Below are 21749 nucleotides of genomic sequence, written 5' to 3'. Positions count from 1 at the left end.
TACTTCCTGATGATGACTAACCTTTTCAGGATAAAAAAGACTAAAAAAAGAGTATAGAAAACCATTTCTCATAAGGTTTCCTATTCAAAGCCTGTATATAAAGATTTATATTCTACAATACTTCAACAATCTTCTGATGGATTTTGTTTAAAGTAAATTCATCACCGCTCTTTCTGCCCATCATCTCCTTAGCCATAGGACTTTCCGGAGATATGGCATAGAACCTGTCTCCTTCAAAAAAGAATTCTCCCAGTGACACAGAAATATAAAATCTGGCTTTATTGGTAATAACCAACGAACCGAGCTGTACTCTTTCAGTGGCCGTATTGAGAACTTTTGCCATATTTCTTTTAAGATCATTCAAAGCTCCCAATTGTCGCTGCATCTGATAGATCTCCTCCTGCATTTCTTCTCTCATGCTGTCATATTTCGGAGTTTTTTTGATGTCACGGCTGGCTTCCAGGGTAAATTCGATAAAGTTTTTCAATTTTTCAATTTTCTCTGCGATGGTAGTCTTTACAAAGTCTCTGATATCACTTTTTTCAAATACAATCTTCTCCATACAATCTATTCTTTATATAAAGATAATATTTTTAGAATAATATTTCTTTGGCTTTACAAAAATAACGCTTACAAAAATAAAGGAGAAAGAAAATGGGATTCAGTTCCAATAATGGACTGCAATAAAAAAGCCTTGTAAACTTTACAAGGCTTTTTATTATTTTTCAGCAAGTTTTTTCAGATCGCCCAGCCCCTGGCTGAACATTTTGTCCATATTGCCATTCATCAAAGGTTTCATAACCTTCATCATGGGAGTCAGTTCATTATCTATCATCCAGGTTACTTTGGTACCACTTCCTTCAGGAACCAACATGAAATTAGCTTTCATATCTCCTTCAAAAGGTTTTATAAAGTGAAGTTTTGTACTCATTTTCTGGTTCGGTATCAGTTCAGTAATGGATTGCTCTCCTTCACCTACATTTTTATCTCCTTTCCAGTGATAGGAATCTCCTACTTTATCTCCGTTTCCGGAATAGGTAATGACAATGTTTTTATCCGCTTTGGAGAAAGGATCCCATTGGTTATATCCTTTTAAATTCCCTGTATAGCTCCATACTTTTTCCTGTGGTGCATTGATTACAATAGATTTTTCATAGTGGTAATCTTTACTGAAAGTGAGCATGGCAATGACAGCATAGATAATAATCAGTACGATGATGGTACCAATAATTTTTAAGAGTGTTTTCATAGTCTATATATTTAAGGTTATTTATTTTAATGATGACTTTTAAATCTGTTCTCAAAATTAAATATTCCCACATCACTCCCTCTTTCCATATGACAAGATTAAATAAAGATAAGGTATTTTTGTCATAACCCGCCAGTGAGGCATTATTTTTGCGCGTTTCAGCTTTGATTCCCAATGAATCATTAAATTTACCTTATATAAAAAGATCAAAAATGAATATTTTAACAGAAAAATTTAACACTCCATACCATTCGGCACCATTCAATGCCATCAAAAATGAAGATTATCTTCCGGCATTTCAGGAATTGATTCAAAAATCTGAAGAAGAAATTGAGGCTATTGTCAACAATCCTGAATCACCTACTTTCGAAAACGTAATTGAAGCACTGGCCTATTCAGGAGAGCAGCTGGATGTGGTATCCAATATTTTTTTCAATTTAAATTCTGCAGAAACCAGCGACGAAATTCAGCAAATTGCTCAGGAAGTTTCCCCGATCTTAACAGAATATTCTTCAAAAATATTTCAAAACGAAGCCCTTTTCAATAAAATCAAAAAAGTATATGATGAAAAGGAAAATTATAATCTCAACGAAGAGCAGGAAATGCTTTTGAATGAAACCTACAAAGGTTTTGTAAGAAGCGGAGCTTTATTGAATGAGGAAGACAAAGAAAAATTAAAGAAAATCAGTATGGATCTTTCTTTAAAGTCTTTACAGTTCGGACAAAATGTACTGGCTTCTACCAATGCCTATTTTAAACATATTACCAATAAAGAAGATCTTGCAGGAATTCCTGAAGCCATCATCGATCAATATGCGGAGGAAGCAAAAGAAAGAAATCTTGAAGGCTGGGTAGTGACGTTACAGTATCCAAGCTATATTCCGTTTATGACCTATGCCGAAAACCGTGAACTGAGAAAGGAACTCGCCTTAGCCAATGGTAAAAAATCTTTTGACGGCGGAGAATATGACAACCAGAATCTGATTAAAGAATTGCTTACTCTTAAACAACAGAAAGCTGAGCTTATCGGATATAAAAACTATGCAGATTTTGTTCTGGAAGAGAGAATGGCTAAGTCTCCGGTAAAAGTTATTGACTTTTTGAATGAACTTCTAACCAAAGCAAAACCTTATGCTGATAAAGAAATTGAAGAATTAAAATCTTTAGCAAAAGCTGACGGAATTGAAGAAATGCAGAGCTACGATCACGCATTTTATGCTGAAAAACTTCGTAAAGAGAAATATGACCTGAATGATGAGGAACTGAAACCTTATTTCCCGTTAGATCAGGTACAGGATGCTGTATTCGGGTTGGCAGAACAACTTTTCGGATTAACTTTTGAGGAAAGAAATGATATTCCGAAATACCACGAGGATGTAAAAGTATATGAAGTAAAAGAGAACGGGACTTACAAATCTCTTTTATACGTTGATTATTTTCCAAGAAAAGGAAAAAGAGCCGGTGCATGGATGACCAGCTACAAAAATCAGTACAAACAAAACGGTGAGAATTCCCGTCCGCATATTTCCATTGTCTGCAACTTCAGCAAACCGACAAAAGATACCCCTAGCTTACTGACATTCCAGGAAGTGACTACTTTGTTCCATGAATTCGGGCATGCTCTTCACGGAATGATGGCGGATACCCAATATCCTACCCTTTCCGGAACATCTGTAAAATGGGATTTTGTGGAACTTCCATCACAGTTTCTGGAAAACTTCTGTTATGAACCTGAGTTCTTAAAAACGTTTGCAAAGCATTATAAAACGGGAGAAGTACTTCCTGACGAAAAAATTGAAAAGATTGAGCAGTCTAAAAACTTTATGGAAGGCTACCAAACATTAAGACAATTAGGCTTCGGACTTCTGGATATGAACTATCATACGAAAGTTGAAGAATTACAGAATGAAAGTGTAAAAGAGTTTGAAGATAAGTATACCAAAGCAACCACACTTTATCCTTCAAATTCAGAAACGGCAATGAGTCCAAGTTTCTCTCATATTTTCCAGGGAGGATATTCTGCAGGATATTATTCTTACAAATGGGCAGAAGTTCTGGATGCTGATGCTTTCCAGTATTTCAAGGAAAACGGAATTTTCAATCCTGAGATTGCGGCCAAGTATAAAGTATTGCTGTCTTCAGGTGGAACAAAAGATCCAATGGAGCTTTATAAAAATTTCAGAGGCAGCGAGCCGAAAGTAGAGAGCTTATTGAAAAGAGCATTTGGATAGGATATATATTCAGATTGTGACAGAAAAAATAAATGTAAAAAGGACGGCGATTGCTGTTCTTTTTTTGTTTTACAAAAAGTCCTTCATTGTACTTTATGAAAATTTGTAAATTAGTCTCCTAATAACTTTAAATTCCATATGATTATTCAGGAACAAATCAAAGACTATATCAGCGACCAGCCTGAAATAAATGCAATGATAAAAAGAATTTCAATAGTAAATATTTCATTTATAGTCTCTCGCATTTTCCACGATAAATACCTAACCATGTATTATTTATATTATACAAAAAATTTTAAAACTTATTTTTATCATAAAAGTAGGTGTTTTAAATATTTAAATTATGGATATTATTCTTGACACAAATATTCTTAGGACTGATTTCTTTCTTAATTCAAAAGATTTTGAAGTCATATTTGATTATATAGAAAAAACTCACTCTAATTTAATTTTATTAAATATAGTCATGCAAGAAATTGAAAAGCTATATGAAGAAGAATTAAAAGAAAAACATGATGCTTTTAAAAGAACAAACTTTGAATTAAGTAGATTATTAGCTGAAGGGCCAAGTGATTTAAAGGATATAGATTTTGAAAAACAAAAGAAAATATTCAAAGACAACCTATTGGAAAAATTCCAAATTTCAGAATATAATGAAGTTTTTGAATTGGAGAATTCGTCGTTTAATCAAATAATACAAAGAGCAGTTAATAAGAAAAGACCTTTTAGAATAAATGGTGTTGGCTTTAAAGATGCCGTTTTATGGGAATCAATTATAGAATATATAAGAATGTATTCATATAAGGATAGTGTCATATTCATAAGTAATAATGTTAAAGATTTTGCTGATGAAAACAATAAAAATAATTTACATCCATTATTATTAGAAGAAATTAAAGAATTTGAAACACAAATTTATTACTTCAGTAATATTAAAGATTTCATAGAAAAGCATTCAAAACATATAAATTCTATTAGTTCCGAGTGGTTGAATACAAATATTGACAAAAACCTATATCTAGAAAAGATCAAAGAAACTTTTGAGGTATATGAAGCTAAAGAAATTTGTAATTGGTTTGAAAAACAAAATCCTGATTTAAAGTCCAATGGTAAAATAAAATTAAATAGAGTCTTCTTTGGTAATTCTGAAAATTTCTATGTTTATGAAATGTCAAACAAAGATCTAATTATAAAGTTTGAGCATGAAATAGAAACCGAAATCGAAATAGGATTTGATAAAAAGTATTATTACAACTCATTCACTGAAGGTTTAATGGAGTTAAATTACATCAAAATAAATTTATATGTTACCTTGGAAAACATTAGTAATAATATTTCTATAGATGAAATTTACTTTGATATAATAAATTAAATATATTATATATGAATATCCAAGAACAAATCCAAAATTATATCCACAGCCAGCCTGAACCAAAACGCAATGATATGCAGGAACTTCACCAAACCATTCTTGAGCTCATGCCGGAATGCCAGCTATGGTTTCTTGATGGTAAAGACAGTGAAAATAAAACCGTTTCTAATCCTAATATCGGATATGGATTGTATACCTTGCAATATGCAGGTGGAAAAACCCGGGACTTTTACCAGATCGGAATGAGCGCCAATACAACCGGTATCTCAATCTATGTTATGAACATCAGTGATAAAAAATATTTATCCGAAACGTATGGAGAAAAAATAGGTAAAGCCAGCGTAACAGGATATTGTGTTAAATTTAAAGCTCTGAAAGATATTAACATTGAAATACTGAAAGCAGCGATACTGGATGGACTTAAAGAATAAAAAATACTGAAATTCTTTTTACTCTTAAAAAACACCATATCTATTCTAAGAAAGCTAAATTTGTACTTTATAAATAAACATCCATTCTGTAATTTTAAATAATGAGCAGCATAACACTAAGATTAGAAAACGTAAAAAAACTTCAGGCTAAAAGATGGGAAAATGAAGACCATTGGGACACCTTAAACGATCTATTGGTCAAAGAATTAGATGAAATTTTGCTTATTGAGCCTAAAAATACGGCAGCTTTAATTAGTATTGGTGCTGTTTATTCTGATATGGGTGAAAATGAAAAGGCCCTGGCCTACTTAAAAATGGCATTAGATTTGGGTTCTAAAGACAAAAATCTTTTTGTAAACTTGACCATTGTGCTTATTTATATGGAGAAACATCAGGAAGAGTATCTGGAATATCTTGAAGAAGCCGAGGATACCATTGAAGATCCTCTTACTTTTAAAGCGTATTTTGATCCTCAGTCCCGGTAAAAAATCAGTTCAATTAAAAACTTAAAATCATGTTACTAGCCATATTACTTCCTTTCTTATCTTTCATGGTCCGTGGAAAAGTTCTCACCGGAATTATCTGTCTGATTTTACAGATCACTCTGATCGGATGGCTTCCTGCCGCAATCTGGGCAGTACTTTCTTTAAATAATGCAAGAGCAGATCAACGAAATGATAAACTCATTAAAGCAATGCGGGAAAATAAACGCTAGACGCATGATCTGCAATTGAAAGTTCTATAATTTAAGGACTTTATTTGAATGCTGTAGTTCCTTTTAAGTAACAGAAAAATTGCAAGCTATGAAAGAAAATAAATACAACCAGCCGTCATTTTTCGACCAATATGAAAAAATGCTTCGTTCTCAGATAGGATTGGAAGGAGCCGGAGAATGGCACACATTGAAAAATATGCTGCCGGATTTTCAAGGAAAAGATGTTCTTGACCTTGGCTGTGGTTTCGGATGGCATTGCCGCTATGCGATAGAAAACGGAGCTCAATCAGTCATCGGAATTGATCTTTCAGAAAAAATGCTGGCTAAAGCTCAGGAAATTAATAATATGAAAGGAATTCATTATGAAAGAAAAGCTCTGGAAGAAGTGGATTATCCTGCTGAAAAATTTGACATCATATTAAGTTCTCTCACCTTACATTATGTAGAATCATTCGATACCATCGCTCAGCTTATTTATAAATGGCTTATTCCTGGCGGATCATTTGTATTTTCAGTAGAGCATCCTGTTTTTACCGCAGAAGGTGGCCAGGATTGGCTATATGATAAAGACGGTCAGAAAATATGCTGGCCTGTCGACCGATATTTTATAGAAGGAAAGAGAAACACTACTTTTCTGGGAGAAAATGTAATCAAATACCACCGTACTTTAACTTCTTATTTAAATACATTATTAAAACATGGCTTCACCCTTAAAGAAGTTATTGAACCTGAACCAGTTCAGGAAATGCTTAAGGAGATTCCGGAGATGAAAGAGGAACTCCGCAGACCTATGATGTTAATCATCTCTGCTGTAAAATAGTTTTTAAAATATCAATATCATTTTTTTCAGGACACAATTACAAACAACTATATTGTATAACATAGTAATAAAAATAAATCATATCTTTGTATAACAAATTACATACTTATGATTATTAAAAAATTGATAACCGCTTTTGTTTTGCTGCCATTTTTAACTCAAACAATGGAGGCACAAACAAAAGGATATGAAAAGAAAATTGACAGTATTATCCAGACTGAATTTGGAAATAAAGAGGAACCGGGAGGTGTTTTTTTAATTTCTCAAAACGGAAAAAGTCTCTATCGTAAGGCATTTGGAAAAGCCAATCTCGAACTCAATGTCAATATGACATCGGATCAGGTTTTCCAGATCGGATCAATGACCAAACAGTTTACTGCTGTGGCGATTCTGATGCTTGAACAGCAGGGAAAACTTAATGTTAATGATCCCGTTTCGAAATACATCAAAGATTATCCTAACGGAGATAAAATTACCATTCACCACCTTCTGACCCATACTTCGGGAATTAAAGATTTTACGAAAATAAAATCTTTGCCTTCTATTGCTCAAAAAGAAATGAAGCCTGAAGAAATGGTCAATTTTTTCAAAAACGAACCTGTCGACTTTGCACCAGGAGAGAAGTTTGATTACAATAACTCCGGGTATGTCGTGTTGGGATACATCATTGAACTGGTTTCCGGAACTTCTTATGAGGATTTTATTAAGAAAAATATCTTTGATAAAGCAGGAATGAGCCATTCTTATTACGCTTCCGACAGAAAAGTAATTCCTCAGAGAGCTTACGGCTATCACAAAAAAGAACAGGGGTTTGTGAATAAAACCGTGATTAGTTTCAGTGTTCCGTTTTCTTCCGGTTCGTTGATGTCTACCGCAGATGATATGCTGAAATGGCAGCAAGCTCTGAATCAAAATACTTTACTGAATTCAAAAGAAACCCAAAAAGCTTTTCAAAAATATAAGCTGAACAATGGTGAAGAGTTTACCTATGGATACGGATGGCATCTGAAAGAAATTAACGGAACACCTGATCGTGAGCATGGAGGAAGTGTATTTGGATTTAAAAGCATGGGAGTTTACATTCCAGGTGAAGATCTCTATGTGATAGGGCTCAGCAATTGTGACTGCCACTCTCCTACAGAAGTTACCCGAAATATTGCTAAGGCTGCTTTACAAGAAATCAAAACCTCAGCAAAAAAACCTTAGTTTTATTTCCTGTTTTTCATTTCAGGAAGAACATAGTCCGGAACCTTAAAAATACAGGCCACTACAAAAATCAAACAGAGAATATTAATCAGTAAAGAAACGGAAAAGGCATTGTGATACTGTTGTACGGAAGGTTTTGTTCCCAGAAAATAATGGAAAATACTTCCTACAGCAACAATCCCGACTATAGCAGCAATCTGTTGAAAAGTATTATAAACCCCGGAAGCATTTCCAACCAGTTTTTCAGACATTCCTGACAAAGCAATATTCGCCAGTGAAGGAATAATAGATCCTATTCCCAGCCCATGCAAAAATAAAAGCAGGCAGAAAACGGGAAAACCAGTCTCCATTCTGAATAAAAATAACTGAAGCATAAGAATCAAAATAATAAAGCTAAGCCCTGCCATCAGGGCCTTTTTCCCATATTTCAAAATGAGTTTTACAGAAATGACTGAAGCTAAAATAAAACCCAATCCCTGAAAAACAATGATCTCTCCGGCCTCTAATGGACTCATCTTTAGTCCATCCTGAAAAAACAGAGACAGAATATAAAAATAGGAATCCAGCATAATAAAAAAGAAAGAAACCGCCACAATTCCCAAATTGAAATTTTGATAACGGAATAATTCAAAATCAATCAGATAGGAACGTTCATTTTGGATTCTCTTCTTCTGATTTTTTATAAAACTGAATAAAATTCCACCAGAAATAATCATTAATGAAACATTTTTGAAATGAAGACCTTCATGTTCAGACATTGTTAAAGCATAAGTTGCACAGAACAATCCTGCAGAAAGAATGAGAACTCCACCAGCATTGAAAGATTGTTTTACAGGCGTTTTAGATTCGTTCAATAATTTCAGGCTAAGAAAAATAGCGGGCAAGCAGATGGGAATATTCATCAGAAAAATAAGTCTCCATGGCTCTTCCATAACAGTCAAAGATGAAAAGTATCCTCCGAGAAACTGTCCCAAAACGGTTCCAATCCCGATAGTAATTCCATACCATCCCATCGCCTTGGTGCGTTCCTGATGACCGGGAAATAAAATCTGTATCATGGAAAGTACCTGAGGCGCCATCATGGCAGCACTGATTCCTTGTACAAACCTTGAAATTACCAGCTGACCAGCTCCTACAGAAACTCCGCAGGCAATAGAACTTATCATAAAGGCAATCAATCCGAAAATATAAATCCTTTTTCTTCCGTACAGATCTCCCAATCTGCCTCCTGTAATCAGTAAAGAAGCAAATCCTATAAGATAAGCGGCAATCATAAACTGCATTTCTCCATGAGAAGCATGAAGGTCACGTTGTATGGAAGGTATAGACACATTGATGATAAAAATATCCATGATTGTTAACAACTGTCCCAACAGTATCACTAATAATTTCAAATACTTATGTTTCATTTTTATATAGATATATCTATTTTTAAATAATTAAAAAAAATTAGGGCAATAAACCCTGAACAATTTTTTTTATCTCGTCAAAAGAATCAGTTTGTTTGTTGATCGTAGAGGTAACAACAGCTCCTTCGATTAACAGAAAAATATGATCTGCTATTGAATCTGTGTCAGCCAGCTTTGCCTCTGTTCCATATTCATTGGCAAGTGTTCTGATCAAATCCTTTTGCTTTTCTTTATGCTGTATGGCAAAAGTGGAAACAGAAGGATTGCCCTCTCCTATTTCGGAGACAATTTTAATGAAATGACAGCCTGCAAATTTTGAGGCCTGCTGCAATTTTTTTCTGTAGTCAATGAGCGTAAGAAGTTTTTCTTTCGGGTCTGAAACCCTGGATATACTGTTTTCATATCCTTCAAACCAGCCAAGCTCCTCTTTGATAAGATAGGCCTGAAGAAGATCATTTTTGGATGAAAAATGATTGTACAAAGATCCAATGGCAATATCCGCTTCTGCAATAATCTGATTGATCCCCGTAGAATTATACCCTTGCTTATAAAATAATTCTGAAGCAACCCTGATAATCCTCTCGAGTACTTTTTCTTTTTTCATCGTGAAAATTTTTACAAATGTAGATAAAAAATAGATAAGTCTATCTATTTTTGAAATTGAGATAAAAACTTTATTTTAGATTCAGGAAATACCATCTGCCATTTAAACTTCCAATCATGAAATCACTGTCGCTCTTTTTGATATTTATATTGCTAACCGTATCTTGCAGTCAATCACAGAAACCTAATGCTTTAAAAAATATGGATTCCTCCAATCCTGTCGTCTACTTTGAAATTCCCTTGCATGATCTGGCGCGTGCTGAAAAGTTCTATTCTGCTGTTTTCAACTTTAGTTTTGAGAAAGAAATCATAGACCGCTATGAGATGGCATTGTTTCCATTTGAAGAAAAAAACAGTGGCATTACAGGTGCATTAGCTAAAGGAGATGTCTACCAACCTTCCAAAAATGGTGTCATTATTTATTTTAAATCAGAAAATATTGACCAAACATTGGAAAAAGTTTTACAACATGGAGGTTCTGTTCTTTACCCCAAAAGGATAGATGAAAAATACGGTTTTGCAGTAGCAGAATTTGAAGACTCGGAAGGCAACAGAATAGCGCTGCATGAAACAGTAAAGTAGCCATACCATTCATTGCATATTATTTTTTTTCATGCAGTTGAAGCATATTTTGTATATTTAAATAACCATTTGAAATCTAATTTGGTAAATACCTATGGCGGAAGAACTGTATTTCATCAAAACCAATCCCATTATTGCCAAAATAAATTTGTACAATAAGCTCAGCCGTGAAGAAGAAAATATTCTGAAATTCTTTGCGCCTGAAGCGAAAAATACCCTTGAAACAATTAAAGAAAAAGTAAAAGATTCCGTTGAAGAACTTAGCCAGGAAGAACTTCTGCTTATTTTTCAATGGTTTCATAAGGTGTATTCTTCAGATCATGAGGAAACCAAAACACAGCTTTTCATCAATGGTATTGATCTTTTTTATGAAATTCCGACTAACATTCATGCCGAAAATTTCCTTCAGATTCTTTCAGATTATGAAAAACTTCTGAAGCAGGATATGAATTATATTGTAGACTCCAAAAACTTCAATCAATTCCTGATCTACGGGATTTTTCTGACAGAGATTATCAACAGAGAACAGCATCCGGATAATATCCTTTGCGAATATCTGAAACCGGATAACCAGTCTTTATATCTCCTGGCTGAAGACCAGTGTAGTCTGAAAGATTTTGATCCTGCCATCATCCCGGATCTGCAGCATTATTTTACCGATCTGTATGATCTGACTAAGTTTTACAAAGGTTCTATCATCAAACTTGAGAATCAATAAAAAGAGGCTTCTTAAACCTCTCGCAGCATTTCAGGATTTTTCATGAGATACTCTAACGCTTCTGTCACAGCGTGTTCAGGACTTTTAGGATTGAATCCTAATTCATTTCTTGCTTTAGAAATATCAAAATCCTGTTGTAATCCTGAAAACATGGCAATATCTTTTCGGGTAAGTACGGGCGGTTTTCCACTCAATTTTGCGGTAAGCTCCATGAGACCAGCAATCGTAAACAGGATTCCTTTGGGAACGGAACGGGGAATATTCAGCTTCAGTTCAGGATAGAGGGTATTGGCAAGAATAGTTGTATCCGTGATCGTCATGCATTTTTCATTGGCAAGAATATAACGTTCACCCGAACGTCCTTTTTCAGCGGCCAAAAAGCATCCTTCTGCAACATCCTTCACATCAATCCAGTTCAGCGTAATTTTAGTGTCTACCGGAATTTTTCTATTCAAAATTAATTTAAGAACTCCATAGGAAACATTTAACGGTAAAAATGCCTTACTACCAATCATCGCAGAAGGCATTACTGAAACTAATTCTATTCCTAGTTTTGAAGCCAGGTCAAATGCCAGTTTCTCCCCGTCATTCTTAGAGTTATAATACATATCTCTGCGATCCGGATTATAACCATTGCTTTCTCTGGTAGGTAAATTTGTATAATTGAGAGCAGCAATAGAACTTACATATATTATTTTTTTTACGCCTGCTTCTGCGGCAGCTTCAATAGTATTCCGGGTACCATTGATGTTTACTTCATAGATTTCCTTTTTAGGATCTTTAGCCCATAATTTGAAAGAAGCGCCTACAGCATAGAATGTTTCCACTCCCTGCAGTGCTTTTACAAAAGAAGCTTTGTCGGTAATATCCGCTTGTACCAGCTCGCAATACAATCCTTCAAAAGGTTTTTTGTTTTTTGTATTTCTTACAGCAGCTCTTACCGGAATCCCTTTTTCAAGTAAAAATCTGACTAAATTATTTCCCAGATGTCCATTGGCTCCTGAAACAAGACTTACATTATTCTTTGTCATTACATTAATTTTAATGCTGCAAAGTTCATCTTCCCTATTCCAGAACCACTTGACTTTTGTTAGTTAATTATTTTCCTCCGGATTCTGCTCAGGCTTTCCGGCTTCATTCCTAAAAACGATGCGATGTATTGGATAGGAACATTTTGAATGATGCCAGGATAATCATTCATGAGTTTCAGGTATCGCTGTTCAGCATTTAAAACAGATAACTCTCTGGAACGTTTTTCGTTATAGGTAATCGACTGTTGGAAAATTGAAATACTAAAATCCTTCATCGCCTGGCTTTGGCTGATCAAAAAATTCAGGTTTTCTTGGGAAATTCTCAAAAGTTGAGCATCGGTGATCGCTTCTAAATTATTTTCAGAAACTGTACTGTTGATATAATCTGAATAAGAGGTAAAAAATCCAGGCGGACAATTGATATGCGTGGTTACTTCATGACCATTTTCATCGGTATAAAAAAGTCTGAGATAGCCTGAAACAATATAATATAGATATTGAGGTATTCTTCCCGCCTCTTCTATAATCGTATTTTTTGAAAATGATACAGGCTCAAAATATTTTTTGACTGCTTCTGTTTCTTCCTGACTCAAATCATGGCCGGAATAAATATGTTGTAAAAGCTTGTCATGCATTGAACTGAGTATGTTTTAATCTTTCACAAAAATACCAAAAGAAAACTTCAATATTTATGAACTTAAAAAATATTTACCTGTCTATGTAACATACTGGATTCAACAATTGTCTTCTATACATAACCGAAAGAAAATCTGCTGCTGAAAAAGGAAATAAAAACACTACAGGAACGAGTACAGAACCAGGATAAAAACTATAACACAGCCAGCAGTCTCCTTTTACGATGTGGAACTGTTGGCTTTTTTATTGCCCCTCCGGAGAATAAGAAAGTAATATACCATTCCACCTGCAAAATAAGCCACGCCATCCCAAAAATCTCCTGTAAAATGAGGGGATAGTATCGGGCAAAGCACTTCAAACAAAAAAGACAGATAAAGCACTGAAGTCAATACAAATTTCAGATCAGGTTTCCAGTGATAGCCCAGCACAGAATTCATGATATATTCTATCAGATAACAATACATAGGAACTGTCATACAATCTGTAAAATGATCATTGATAACGGGAATAAAAATTCCGTTTCGTCTCAGCAGAATAATAAGTCCCCAAACTGCCAATCCCATCAGGAACCAAAATGAAATTCTTCTGCTCATCACATATGCAGTACTGCCATTATGATCCCAAGGATTACCTGCAGGATTTTTGATATAACTTCCTGGGAGTCTGTTGTATTTTCTTTTTCAGTTTGATCTGCTGATTCATAATTGAACTTTTGCTTCCCTTCCATTTTGATAAGATTTAATCCTGCAAATATATTAAATTAGAACAATTGTTCTAATTTTAAAAATATGATTTATATCCGTTCTGATATTCTTATCTTTGGATGATGAAGACCAAGGATAAAATTCTGTCTAAAGCACTGGAATTATATAATGACAAGGGGTACAACAATATTACCACCAGGCATATCGCAGCTGAACTCAATATCAGTGCGGGAAATCTGCATTATCATTTCAGACATTCGGAAGACCTCATTAAAATCCTTTTCTCTGAGCTTACTCTGAAAATGGATGAGCTGCTGAACCAAATGAAAAAAACAGAGGATAAAACGCTGGATGATCTTTATCAGTTTACTTATTCTACCTGCAGAATTTTTTATTCTTATCGTTTCATCTTCATCAATTTTATAGATATTCTGAATCAAAATCCCGACATCAAAGCCAGCTATGAAGGGATTAATTTCAGCAGGAAAGAAGAATTTCAGCAGATCTTTTCAGATCTTCAGAAGAGCAATATATTTCAGAAAGATGTTCCTCATTTTATTATAGAGGGTCTTGTTGAACAGATTTTCATCATTGCAGACAACTGGCTTACCCACAATAGGCTTATATTAAAACTCAATCAGAAAGAAGCAATATTGCACTATACGATTCTGCAGATGAATCTTTTCTACCCGATTCTCAATAAAGAACAGCAAAAACTTTATGAAGAACAATATATTCAACAGTCATAACATGACCGTCAGAAAAGGGATGAATGATGATCTACCGGAGATGCTGCAGCTTTTTACCGCAACTATAGATGAGATATGTAAAAAAGATTATGATCTTCAACAGCTTCAAGCATGGAAATCCGGTGGAGAGAACAAGGAAAGGTGGATAAAAGTGATGAGAGATCAACATGTTTTGATTGCTCTCACCGAAAATAAAATAGTAGGATTCTGTACTCTTGATCAGGGAAATTATATTGACCTGCTTTTTGTACACAAAGATTATCAGCATAAAGGAATTGCCTCAATGCTTTATAATTTGATTGAAAAAGAAGCCCTGCAGCATCATGAGAGAGAACTTACTGCTGATGTGAGCAAAACAGCCAGACCCTTTTTTGAAAAAAACGGTTTTCAGGTTGTTCTGGAGCAAACAGTGTATGTAAAAGGAATTGCGATGATGAATTATAAAATGGCAAAAACACTTATCTTTTAATGTTAAGATTGATGGAATTACAACCAGAATATAATGAGTATAGAATTTCAGCTCCTCAGGAGTTTGAAAATGTATTTACTCATTTTTATTTTGCTGAAAATACTTCTGAAATATCAATAACCAAAACACTTTTGCCAACTTATCAGACAATCCTGTTATTTTGTTTCGGAGAAAGTGCCACGATGTCTACACGGGAAAAAACCATCATAAGTATTGATAAATGTATGGTATTCGGTCCGGTGAGACAAGCTTTTGACTATACGCTTCCGGCAGGATGTTCTATTCTTGTCGCCAATTTTAAAGATGATGCATTCTTCAGATTTTTTGGAAAAATATCCATTATGCAATCGGTAAAACATCCGGATGAATTGTTGAAAGAAAACTGTTTTACAGATCTGTGGCATCAGTTGACAGCATTACATTCTACTACAGAACAAGTGAATCATATCTTAGAATTCTGCAGACCTTATCTGCAGGATCGGGATATTACCAGCCAGCTTCTGAGCAGTTTTGAGAATGATCTTCTAAACCCTGTTAAAGTCATTGCTGAACAGACTCATCAAACAGAAAGAAACATCCAGCGAAAACAGAAAGAGCAGTTTGGGTATTCTTTAAAAGAGCTTAACCGTTACAACCGTTTTTTAAAAGCCATCAAAATCATTGAAGAGGAAACCGAAAAACAAAATCAGGTCAAATGGTTTGTCATCATTGATGAGTGTGGTTATTATGATCAAAGCCAGCTTATTCATGATTTCAAGCATTTTATCAATATTTCTCCCGCTCAGTATTTAAAATTCCAGCAGGAGATCTGCAACCCAAAATCGAAATAGGTTATTTCGTTTTCTTACAATTTTCGAAGTGTACACCAGACTACTTTTGTCTCATTAATCTAAACAATCAAAGTAATGAGACATTTAATCATTTACGCGCACCCTAATAATAACAGTTTAAATCACAATCTTTTAAACACTGTTATAGAAACACTCCAATCCTGTAATCAGGAAGTTATTGTGAGAGATCTGTATGCCATTGGTTTTGATCCGGTTCTTTCCTTGGCTGATATGCAGGAACAGCGTTTGGGAAAAGTATCAGATGATATAAAAATTGAGCAGGAGCACATTTCATGGGCAGAGCAGATTACCTTTATCTATCCTATCTGGTGGACAGGTCTTCCTGCAATCATGAAGGGCTATATAGACCGCGTTTTCAGTTATGGTTTTGCTTACCGCTATGATCAGGGCATCCAAAAAGGGCTTTTGAAAGGCAAAAAAACTGTTATTATCAATACTCATGGGAAATCTCATGAAGAATATGAAAAAACAGGAATGGATAAAGCTCTGACTTTAACTTCTGATCATGGTATTTTCATGTACTCCGGACTGGAAATCATCAGACATTTATTTTTTGATAAAGCAGATAAAGCTTCTTCTGAAGATCTGGAAATCTGGAAAAGTCAGGTTAAAAATTTATTTTCCGAACCTGTATTTAACTATTAATTTTTACTTAATGAAAACATCTGTAGAAAAACAAGATATCAGTCCTGTTCTATTGGGTTCTTATAAACTAACGAAAAAAATAATAAAATACAGTTTTTATCTCTTTATCCTCTATTTTGTTTTTAAAGGATTTATGGCATGAAATTAGCTTCAAAAATCGCAAGTAAAATTGTTTTGAACCATTATTTTAAGCCATTAAGATTGATGGATGGTTAAGTTTTTATTTAAAAACAAATCTTGTTATAACCCTGCAATGCGTCTTAATGGTTTAAATATTGGATCCTCAGGAAATTCCTGTATATTTACCCAACAATGAAACATCTAAACAGTATATTACGTCTTCCATTCTTCAGTGAATATTACACTCCGGGCTATCGTTCGGGAAGACTTTCTATATCTGTAATCCAATAAAATAATCTAACGTATATATAGAACCCGGACAGTCCCTGTCCGGGTTTTTTCATTTTAAAACTATTCAACATGATTCATTCATTACAAGAAAATGTGGCCATTATCCTGCCTGAAAATGGGCTGGAAGAGAAATTAGCCCAAGCCAAAAAGGAAAATAGAAAACTTTCCATCAAGTTAGGATTTGATCCTACGGCTCCTGATCTGCATCTGGGACATGCCGTGGTATTAAAAAAACTGAAGCAGTTTCAGGATCTGGGACATCAGATCATCATTGTGGTAGGAAGTTTTACGGCCAGAATTGGTGATCCTACCGGAAAAAACAAAGCACGAAAACCTTTAAGTACTGAAGATGTACAGCACAATGCCCAGACGTATATCAACCAACTTTCCAAGGTCATTGATGTTCAGAAGACAAAGATTGTCTTCAATTCTGACTGGCTGGACACACTGGACTTTTCTGAGGTAATCCAGTTACTTTCAAAAGTTACCGTTGCTCAGTTGATGCACCGCAATGATTTTAATAAAAGGTTTACAGAAAATACTCCCATCGCCATGCATGAACTGGTATACCCAATTCTTCAGGGTTTTGATTCTGTAAAAATTGAATGTGATATTGAAATGGGCGGCACAGACCAGCTTTTTAACTGTACCATGGGAAGACAGCTTCAGGAAGTACACCAGATGCCAGCTCAGATTGTGATGTGTATGCCATTGCTGAGAGGTCTTGACGGAAAGGAAAAGATGAGCAAATCTCTGAACAATATTATCAGACTTACGGATGAACCTAACGAGATGTTTGGAAAAACCATGTCTATTCCCGACGCATTGATTGAAGAATTCATCAACCTGGCCACCGATTTTTCGATGGAAGAAAAAAGAGCACTTTTTTCCGGAATAGCAAAAGGGGAAAATCCCATGGATATTAAAAAACAGATTGCTAAAAACATCATTACCCAATACCACGATGCTGCTTCAGCAGAAAATGCAGAACAGTTTTTTATCAATCAGTTTCAGAATAAAAATTTTGAAGAGAAAAAGTATGAGCCTGTTTCTATAAGTTCTTTGGGAAAGATTAAAAACAGGATATCTCTTGTTGAACTTTGTCATCATCTTAAAAGTGACCTCAGCAAATCGGCAATCCGGAGACTGATTGAGAATGGAGGAATTCAAATCAATAACAGTAAAATAACAGACTCTAATGAAGAAATGGAACTGATCCCTCAAACCAAAATAAAGATCGGAAAAAGGGGCTTTTTTGAGCTGATATAAAAGCGGGAAGATGGGAGCTGGAGGAGGGAAGTTTTTGAAAGACGATGAACTTATAAAGTTTTTTGATAGGAATATTTTTAAAACAAAAGCTAAAATTAAAAAACACAGAAGTTCTTTACAGCCCGAAAATAACTTCCAGCTTCCCTCTCCCATCTTCCCTCCTTCAACTAATTTCAATATCTTCGTTTTCTAAAAACTATTTTCCAATGAGCTACATCATGGTCGACATAGAGTCAGACGGGCCGATTCCAGGAGATTTTTCCATGGTCTGCTTCGGAGCAGTACTTGTGAATGCGGAACTAGGCACCACCTTTTATGGAAAACTGAAGCCGGTTTCTGAAAAATTTAACCCTGATGCTTTAGCGGTTTCCGGTTTCAGCAGAGAAGAAACAATGAATTTTGATGATCCGGAAAAGGTAATGCTTGCCTTTGAAGACTGGATTAAAATACATTCTAAAGGCAGACCAATATTCATCAGTGATAATAATGGTTTCGACTGGATGTTTATCTGCTGGTATTTCCATCATTTTATCGGACGGAATCCTTTTGGCTTTTCTTCGAGGAGACTTTCTGATCTTTATTGCGGACTGGAAAAAGATACTTTTGCCCAATGGAAACATCTGCGTAAAACCGAACATACCCACAACCCGGTAGATGATGCCAGAGGAAATGCGGAGGTTCTGCTCTACATGAAGGAAGAGATGGGACTGAAAATAAGTTTTAAATAACCTTTACAACTTATGGGAAAAGATACTTCAATTTATATGTTTGACAGTGAAAAGGCAGCAGTGAATCTTTATGAGGATCTACAGCACAGAATGTATCATACCCAAACATTCAGAGGTTTTATTAACAACAGAAAAAAGGCTCTGAATAATGATAAAATCAGCTTCGACAGAATACTGGAGACCATCAAAAATGATATCAACAATATTACGCCTGAAGATATGCTGGAAATCACGTTGTTCTTTAGAAGTCAGATTGAGCCTCTCTTTCATCATGATTCCTGGGAAGCAAGGAATGAATATTTTGAAACATTATATCAATATTTAGGAATTTTTTGGCTTTACGAGTTTCCTAATGCTGCTGCATATTATGGCTATATGCATCAATACGAAAATTACACTGAGTTCTTCCCCATGAGCATGCTGAAGAATTATCAGTCGGGTATCAGGATCTGCTCAGAAGATTTTCTGCTCTTCAACGATTATGTAATTTTGGTCACAAAGGAAATTCTTGACCGGAAAATACATGATCATGAGCATAAACTGACCGCAGAAGAGGAAAGAATCGTCAACACAATCAAAAAAGAAAATCAGGATAATAGCCTGCTCTTTGAAATCATTGAAGAGGAAGTACAGTTTCTTGCCAAAGTATTTTATCCCAGTGAAAAAAGTCCTTATAGTCATTCTGTTCTCCATTCTTATTCTTTCTTCCGGAAATCTATAGAAATGAAATCCAGAATTGATGCAAAAAAAAATCCAAAAATTCTTATCTTACAGTCTTATTAATGCTGATATAGCCTAAAATTGGAATTCTAAAAAATATGAGTACTTCCCTTATTTACCGAAAAGCTACTGACAACGACATCGATTATCTTCTTGATCTCAGAATGAAAACCATGAATCCTCATTATGAGACTTCAGGACTTTCTACCGACAGAGAAACCACCCTGCAAAGGGTTCTGTACCAGTTTGAAAAAGCAGATATTATTCTTTTAGACAATCAACCCATCGGACTGTTAAAAGTAGACCGAACATTTACCAACATTGAGGTTCTGCAACTTCAGATTGATCCCAGCCAACAAGGTAAAGGTCTTGGAAAAAAGATTTTGTCAGATATTCTGGAGGAAGCTTCATTAGCAGGAAAAACGGTGTCATTAAGTGTTTTAAAAACCAACAAGGCACAGCATCTTTACACAAGTCTTGGATTTAAGATTACCGGGGAAGATGAATATTCATATTTTATGGAAACGGAAAGGCAGTAAATAATTTTTTTTAAAATTTTTGGCTAAAGCGGTTGGAAGACTCTCTTTGATTTAAACACAAATCTCACAAATAAATGAGCACAAATAGTCACAATCATCTGTAGATCTGAAAATCTGAGATTGCTTCACTACGTTCGCAATGACGGTTTACTGATTCGCCATCGTTACATAGATCAGCCTTCCGCCTTCTTCTGCAGACAGCAGTATTTTTTTACCATCTGTCAGCTCAACCATAGAACCGGGTGGAATTTCTTTCTGCTCAGTGACATCTTTCATTCCTGATAAGCCTTGATTTACCAATACCCATTTTCCCTGATGGAATGTGAAATACCCTACAGGCATTTTATCCTGCATAGTCAGGTTTTCATTTCTTATCACTTTCCTGGAAACATGCCATTTGAATAAATACTGATTATGATAAACCATCAGCCTGTGATTTTCCGGTTTCCATACCTCGTCATCAAATTTGAAGTATAAGTCTAATATGGGTAAAGTACCCTGATGCGGAGTTCCACAGAACGGACACTTCGGATTGCTGGTATTATCAAAAACATACCATTTTTCAGTACAGCCGGAATTATGGCAAGGCTGTATCAGATCTACGGTTTTCAATAAAGCGGTTTCCCATTCGTTGGCTGTAGGCCGCCTGATGGGATCATGTAATCCGTCTATAAATGTTTTGCGGAACAATTCTGAAATATAAGGCCCCGTAACCGTATAAGGAATCTGCTGAGGATCTCCCCAGAATGCGTCCCATTTTCTAAGATGATCAGATTTTACCTGGTTGGAAGAGTTTTCCGGGTGTTCTACAAACATTGCTTTTTCCCCCATGGATAAAATTTCGTCATGTTCGGAATCCAGATCCCAGATTTTCCCTCCACGGAGCGGATGTCTTCGTAGCAGATACATATAAATCAGAACAGCAAGGGCATGCAGATCTGTTTTTTGGTTAGGCAGATGTCTGTTTGGATCCTCAAGACTCAAATGTTTTGTTTTCAACACTTCAGGGGCAATAAAATCTGCTGTTCCTATCACTTCCGGCGGAAACAGCTTTGGAACAACAAGCCCGTCAATATCAATAATACAGGCAGATTTTGTAACGGGATCCACCAGAATATTATTGTAAGATAAATCGGAATGTGCCAGCCCCATCTGATGCAGTTTTTTCACTCCCCGGCTGATGTTCACCGCAATCTGAAAATAACTCAGCCAATCTCCGAGTTCTGACTGATCCAGTCTTAAAGGATATTGTTGATTTCTGAACATAGGAGCTGTAAACCATTTTCCCACTTTATCCTGTCCCTGGATATTATCTGAACCAATATATCCTTTGGCAAAATAAAATTTATGATGGTAAACAGGAACCACAATTCCTGTGAGTTTATCTCTTTCCACAATATCGTAAGGCCATCTGAATATTTCGTTCAGAAAGTACTCTGGGGCATTTCCATTCTGTATGCTCTGCAGATAAGTAGAAACAATTCTCTTGATCCTTTCTTTTTGTCCTTCATCCAAAGGACTTCGGTAGAAAGCCACCACATATTCTTTATCGGGAGAAAAATAAACATCTTTCACTCCGCCCCTGATAGGGTTTTCATCTACATATTCATAGGATTTGGCTGTGTCCAGAACAGAAACAACTTTAATGGTCTTTTTCATGG

General features: G+C 35.3%; 26 protein-coding genes. 17 read left to right on the top strand and 9 right to left on the bottom strand.

Annotated features, from left to right (window positions below):
- Window positions 1–112: 112 nt before the first annotated feature.
- A complete protein-coding gene (locus JOE44_RS22055) occupies window positions 113–562 on the bottom strand; it encodes a GreA/GreB family elongation factor (RefSeq protein WP_209787570.1) in 450 nt (149 codons plus the stop codon).
- A 156-nt stretch (window positions 563–718) separates the two neighbouring features.
- Window positions 719–1249 (bottom strand): SRPBCC family protein, encoded by a 531-nt coding sequence (locus tag JOE44_RS22050; protein ID WP_209787567.1) that lies wholly within the window; start codon window positions 1247–1249, stop codon window positions 719–721.
- Between the two features lie 212 nt (window positions 1250–1461).
- On the opposite strand from JOE44_RS22050, the gene JOE44_RS22045 reads away from it, so the two are divergent.
- The 7 genes from JOE44_RS22045 to JOE44_RS22015 all read left to right on the top strand — a co-directional run bounded on the left by JOE44_RS22045 (window position 1462) and on the right by JOE44_RS22015 (window position 8024).
- A complete protein-coding gene (locus JOE44_RS22045) occupies window positions 1462–3480 on the top strand; it encodes a M3 family metallopeptidase (protein ID WP_209787565.1) in 2019 nt (672 codons plus the stop codon).
- A 343-nt stretch (window positions 3481–3823) separates the two neighbouring features.
- Window positions 3824–4852 carry a PIN domain-containing protein gene (locus JOE44_RS22040; protein WP_209787563.1) on the top strand — a complete coding sequence of 343 codons (1029 nt, stop codon included), beginning with the start codon at window positions 3824–3826 and terminating at the stop codon, window positions 4850–4852.
- An 11-nt stretch (window positions 4853–4863) separates the two neighbouring features.
- Window positions 4864–5283, top strand: a complete 420-nt coding sequence (locus JOE44_RS22035; protein ID WP_209787561.1) for a DUF1801 domain-containing protein — start codon at window positions 4864–4866, stop codon at window positions 5281–5283.
- Between the two features lie 101 nt (window positions 5284–5384).
- Window positions 5385–5768: a tetratricopeptide repeat protein gene (locus JOE44_RS22030; protein WP_209787559.1), complete on the top strand. Its 384-nt coding sequence runs from the start codon at window positions 5385–5387 to the stop codon at window positions 5766–5768.
- A 29-nt stretch (window positions 5769–5797) separates the two neighbouring features.
- Window positions 5798–5998, top strand: coding sequence for a YqaE/Pmp3 family membrane protein (locus tag JOE44_RS22025; RefSeq protein ID WP_209787557.1), 201 nt, complete (start codon window positions 5798–5800; stop codon window positions 5996–5998).
- A gap of 88 nt (window positions 5999–6086) precedes the next feature.
- Entirely contained in the window at window positions 6087–6818 is a 732-nt protein-coding gene (locus JOE44_RS22020; protein WP_209787555.1) for a class I SAM-dependent methyltransferase, read from the top strand.
- 165 nt (window positions 6819–6983) lie between these two features.
- Complete coding sequence (locus JOE44_RS22015) at window positions 6984–8024, top strand: serine hydrolase domain-containing protein (protein WP_245169844.1); 1041 nt, start codon at window positions 6984–6986, stop codon at window positions 8022–8024.
- A gap of 2 nt (window positions 8025–8026) precedes the next feature.
- Here the strand turns inward: JOE44_RS22015 and JOE44_RS22010 are convergent, their stop codons facing one another.
- Both JOE44_RS22010 and JOE44_RS22005 read right to left on the bottom strand, forming a co-directional pair.
- Window positions 8027–9433 carry an MFS transporter gene (locus JOE44_RS22010; RefSeq protein WP_209787551.1) on the bottom strand — a complete coding sequence of 469 codons (1407 nt, stop codon included), beginning with the start codon at window positions 9431–9433 and terminating at the stop codon, window positions 8027–8029.
- A gap of 40 nt (window positions 9434–9473) precedes the next feature.
- Complete coding sequence (locus JOE44_RS22005; RefSeq protein WP_209787549.1) at window positions 9474–10037, bottom strand: TetR/AcrR family transcriptional regulator; 564 nt, start codon at window positions 10035–10037, stop codon at window positions 9474–9476.
- A 200-nt stretch (window positions 10038–10237) separates the two neighbouring features.
- Between JOE44_RS22005 and JOE44_RS22000 the strand changes: the two genes are divergently transcribed.
- Window positions 10238–10618, top strand: coding sequence for a VOC family protein (locus JOE44_RS22000; RefSeq protein ID WP_209787547.1), 381 nt, complete (start codon window positions 10238–10240; stop codon window positions 10616–10618).
- Window positions 10619–10712: 94 nt separating this feature from the next.
- Window positions 10713–11336, top strand: a complete 624-nt coding sequence (locus JOE44_RS21995; protein WP_209787545.1) for a hypothetical protein — start codon at window positions 10713–10715, stop codon at window positions 11334–11336.
- 11 nt (window positions 11337–11347) lie between these two features.
- On the opposite strand, the gene JOE44_RS21990 is transcribed toward JOE44_RS21995, so the two are convergent.
- From JOE44_RS21990 to JOE44_RS25310, 4 genes are all read right to left on the bottom strand, one after another.
- Window positions 11348–12367, bottom strand: coding sequence for an NAD-dependent epimerase/dehydratase family protein (locus JOE44_RS21990; RefSeq protein WP_209787543.1), 1020 nt, complete (start codon window positions 12365–12367; stop codon window positions 11348–11350).
- Between the two features lie 59 nt (window positions 12368–12426).
- Window positions 12427–13002, bottom strand: a complete 576-nt coding sequence (locus tag JOE44_RS21985; RefSeq protein WP_209787541.1) for a Crp/Fnr family transcriptional regulator — start codon at window positions 13000–13002, stop codon at window positions 12427–12429.
- A gap of 219 nt (window positions 13003–13221) precedes the next feature.
- Window positions 13222–13596, bottom strand: a complete 375-nt coding sequence (locus JOE44_RS21980; protein ID WP_209787539.1) for a hypothetical protein — start codon at window positions 13594–13596, stop codon at window positions 13222–13224.
- Window positions 13596–13730, bottom strand: a complete 135-nt coding sequence (locus JOE44_RS25310) for a hypothetical protein (protein WP_280895238.1) — start codon at window positions 13728–13730, stop codon at window positions 13596–13598. The genes JOE44_RS21980 and JOE44_RS25310 overlap by 1 nt, the downstream gene beginning before the upstream one ends.
- Before the next feature lie 96 nt (window positions 13731–13826).
- On the opposite strand from JOE44_RS25310, the gene JOE44_RS21975 reads away from it, so the two are divergent.
- The 8 genes from JOE44_RS21975 (at window position 13827) to JOE44_RS21940 (ending at window position 20088) form a co-directional block, all read left to right on the top strand.
- On the top strand, window positions 13827–14456 hold the full coding sequence (locus JOE44_RS21975) for a TetR/AcrR family transcriptional regulator (protein WP_209787537.1): 630 nt from the start codon (window positions 13827–13829) through the stop codon (window positions 14454–14456).
- Window positions 14428–14925, top strand: coding sequence for a GNAT family N-acetyltransferase (locus tag JOE44_RS21970; RefSeq protein WP_209787535.1), 498 nt, complete (start codon window positions 14428–14430; stop codon window positions 14923–14925). The genes JOE44_RS21975 and JOE44_RS21970 overlap by 29 nt, the downstream gene beginning before the upstream one ends.
- An 11-nt stretch (window positions 14926–14936) precedes the next feature.
- The gene (locus JOE44_RS21965; RefSeq protein ID WP_209787533.1) at window positions 14937–15755 is read left to right on the top strand and encodes an AraC family transcriptional regulator; all 819 of its coding nucleotides are present in this window, start codon (window positions 14937–14939) and stop codon (window positions 15753–15755) included.
- Window positions 15756–15830: 75 nt separating this feature from the next.
- A complete protein-coding gene (locus JOE44_RS21960) occupies window positions 15831–16421 on the top strand; it encodes an NAD(P)H-dependent oxidoreductase (protein ID WP_209787531.1) in 591 nt (196 codons plus the stop codon).
- A 480-nt stretch (window positions 16422–16901) separates the two neighbouring features.
- Window positions 16902–18101 carry a tyrosine--tRNA ligase gene (gene tyrS, locus JOE44_RS21955; RefSeq protein ID WP_209787528.1) on the top strand — a complete coding sequence of 400 codons (1200 nt, stop codon included), beginning with the start codon at window positions 16902–16904 and terminating at the stop codon, window positions 18099–18101.
- Between the two features lie 206 nt (window positions 18102–18307).
- On the top strand, window positions 18308–18829 hold the full coding sequence (locus JOE44_RS21950) for a 3'-5' exoribonuclease (protein WP_209787526.1): 522 nt from the start codon (window positions 18308–18310) through the stop codon (window positions 18827–18829).
- Window positions 18830–18841: 12 nt separating this feature from the next.
- A complete protein-coding gene (locus tag JOE44_RS21945) occupies window positions 18842–19612 on the top strand; it encodes a hypothetical protein (protein WP_209787525.1) in 771 nt (256 codons plus the stop codon).
- 35 nt (window positions 19613–19647) lie between these two features.
- Window positions 19648–20088 carry a GNAT family N-acetyltransferase gene (locus JOE44_RS21940; protein ID WP_209787523.1) on the top strand — a complete coding sequence of 147 codons (441 nt, stop codon included), beginning with the start codon at window positions 19648–19650 and terminating at the stop codon, window positions 20086–20088.
- A gap of 147 nt (window positions 20089–20235) precedes the next feature.
- Here JOE44_RS21940 and JOE44_RS21935 read toward each other — a convergent pair whose 3' ends face one another.
- A complete protein-coding gene (locus JOE44_RS21935; protein WP_209787521.1) occupies window positions 20236–21747 on the bottom strand; it encodes a serine/threonine-protein kinase in 1512 nt (503 codons plus the stop codon).
- Between the last annotated feature and the right edge of the window lie 2 nt (window positions 21748–21749).

It is taken from the genome of Chryseobacterium sp. PvR013, from assembly GCF_017833095.1.
Classification (GTDB): Bacteria; Bacteroidota; Bacteroidia; order Flavobacteriales; family Weeksellaceae; genus Chryseobacterium; species Chryseobacterium culicis_A.
The sequence above is the reverse complement of the archived record's forward strand: the minus strand, read 5'-3'. Positions and strand labels throughout refer to the sequence as shown.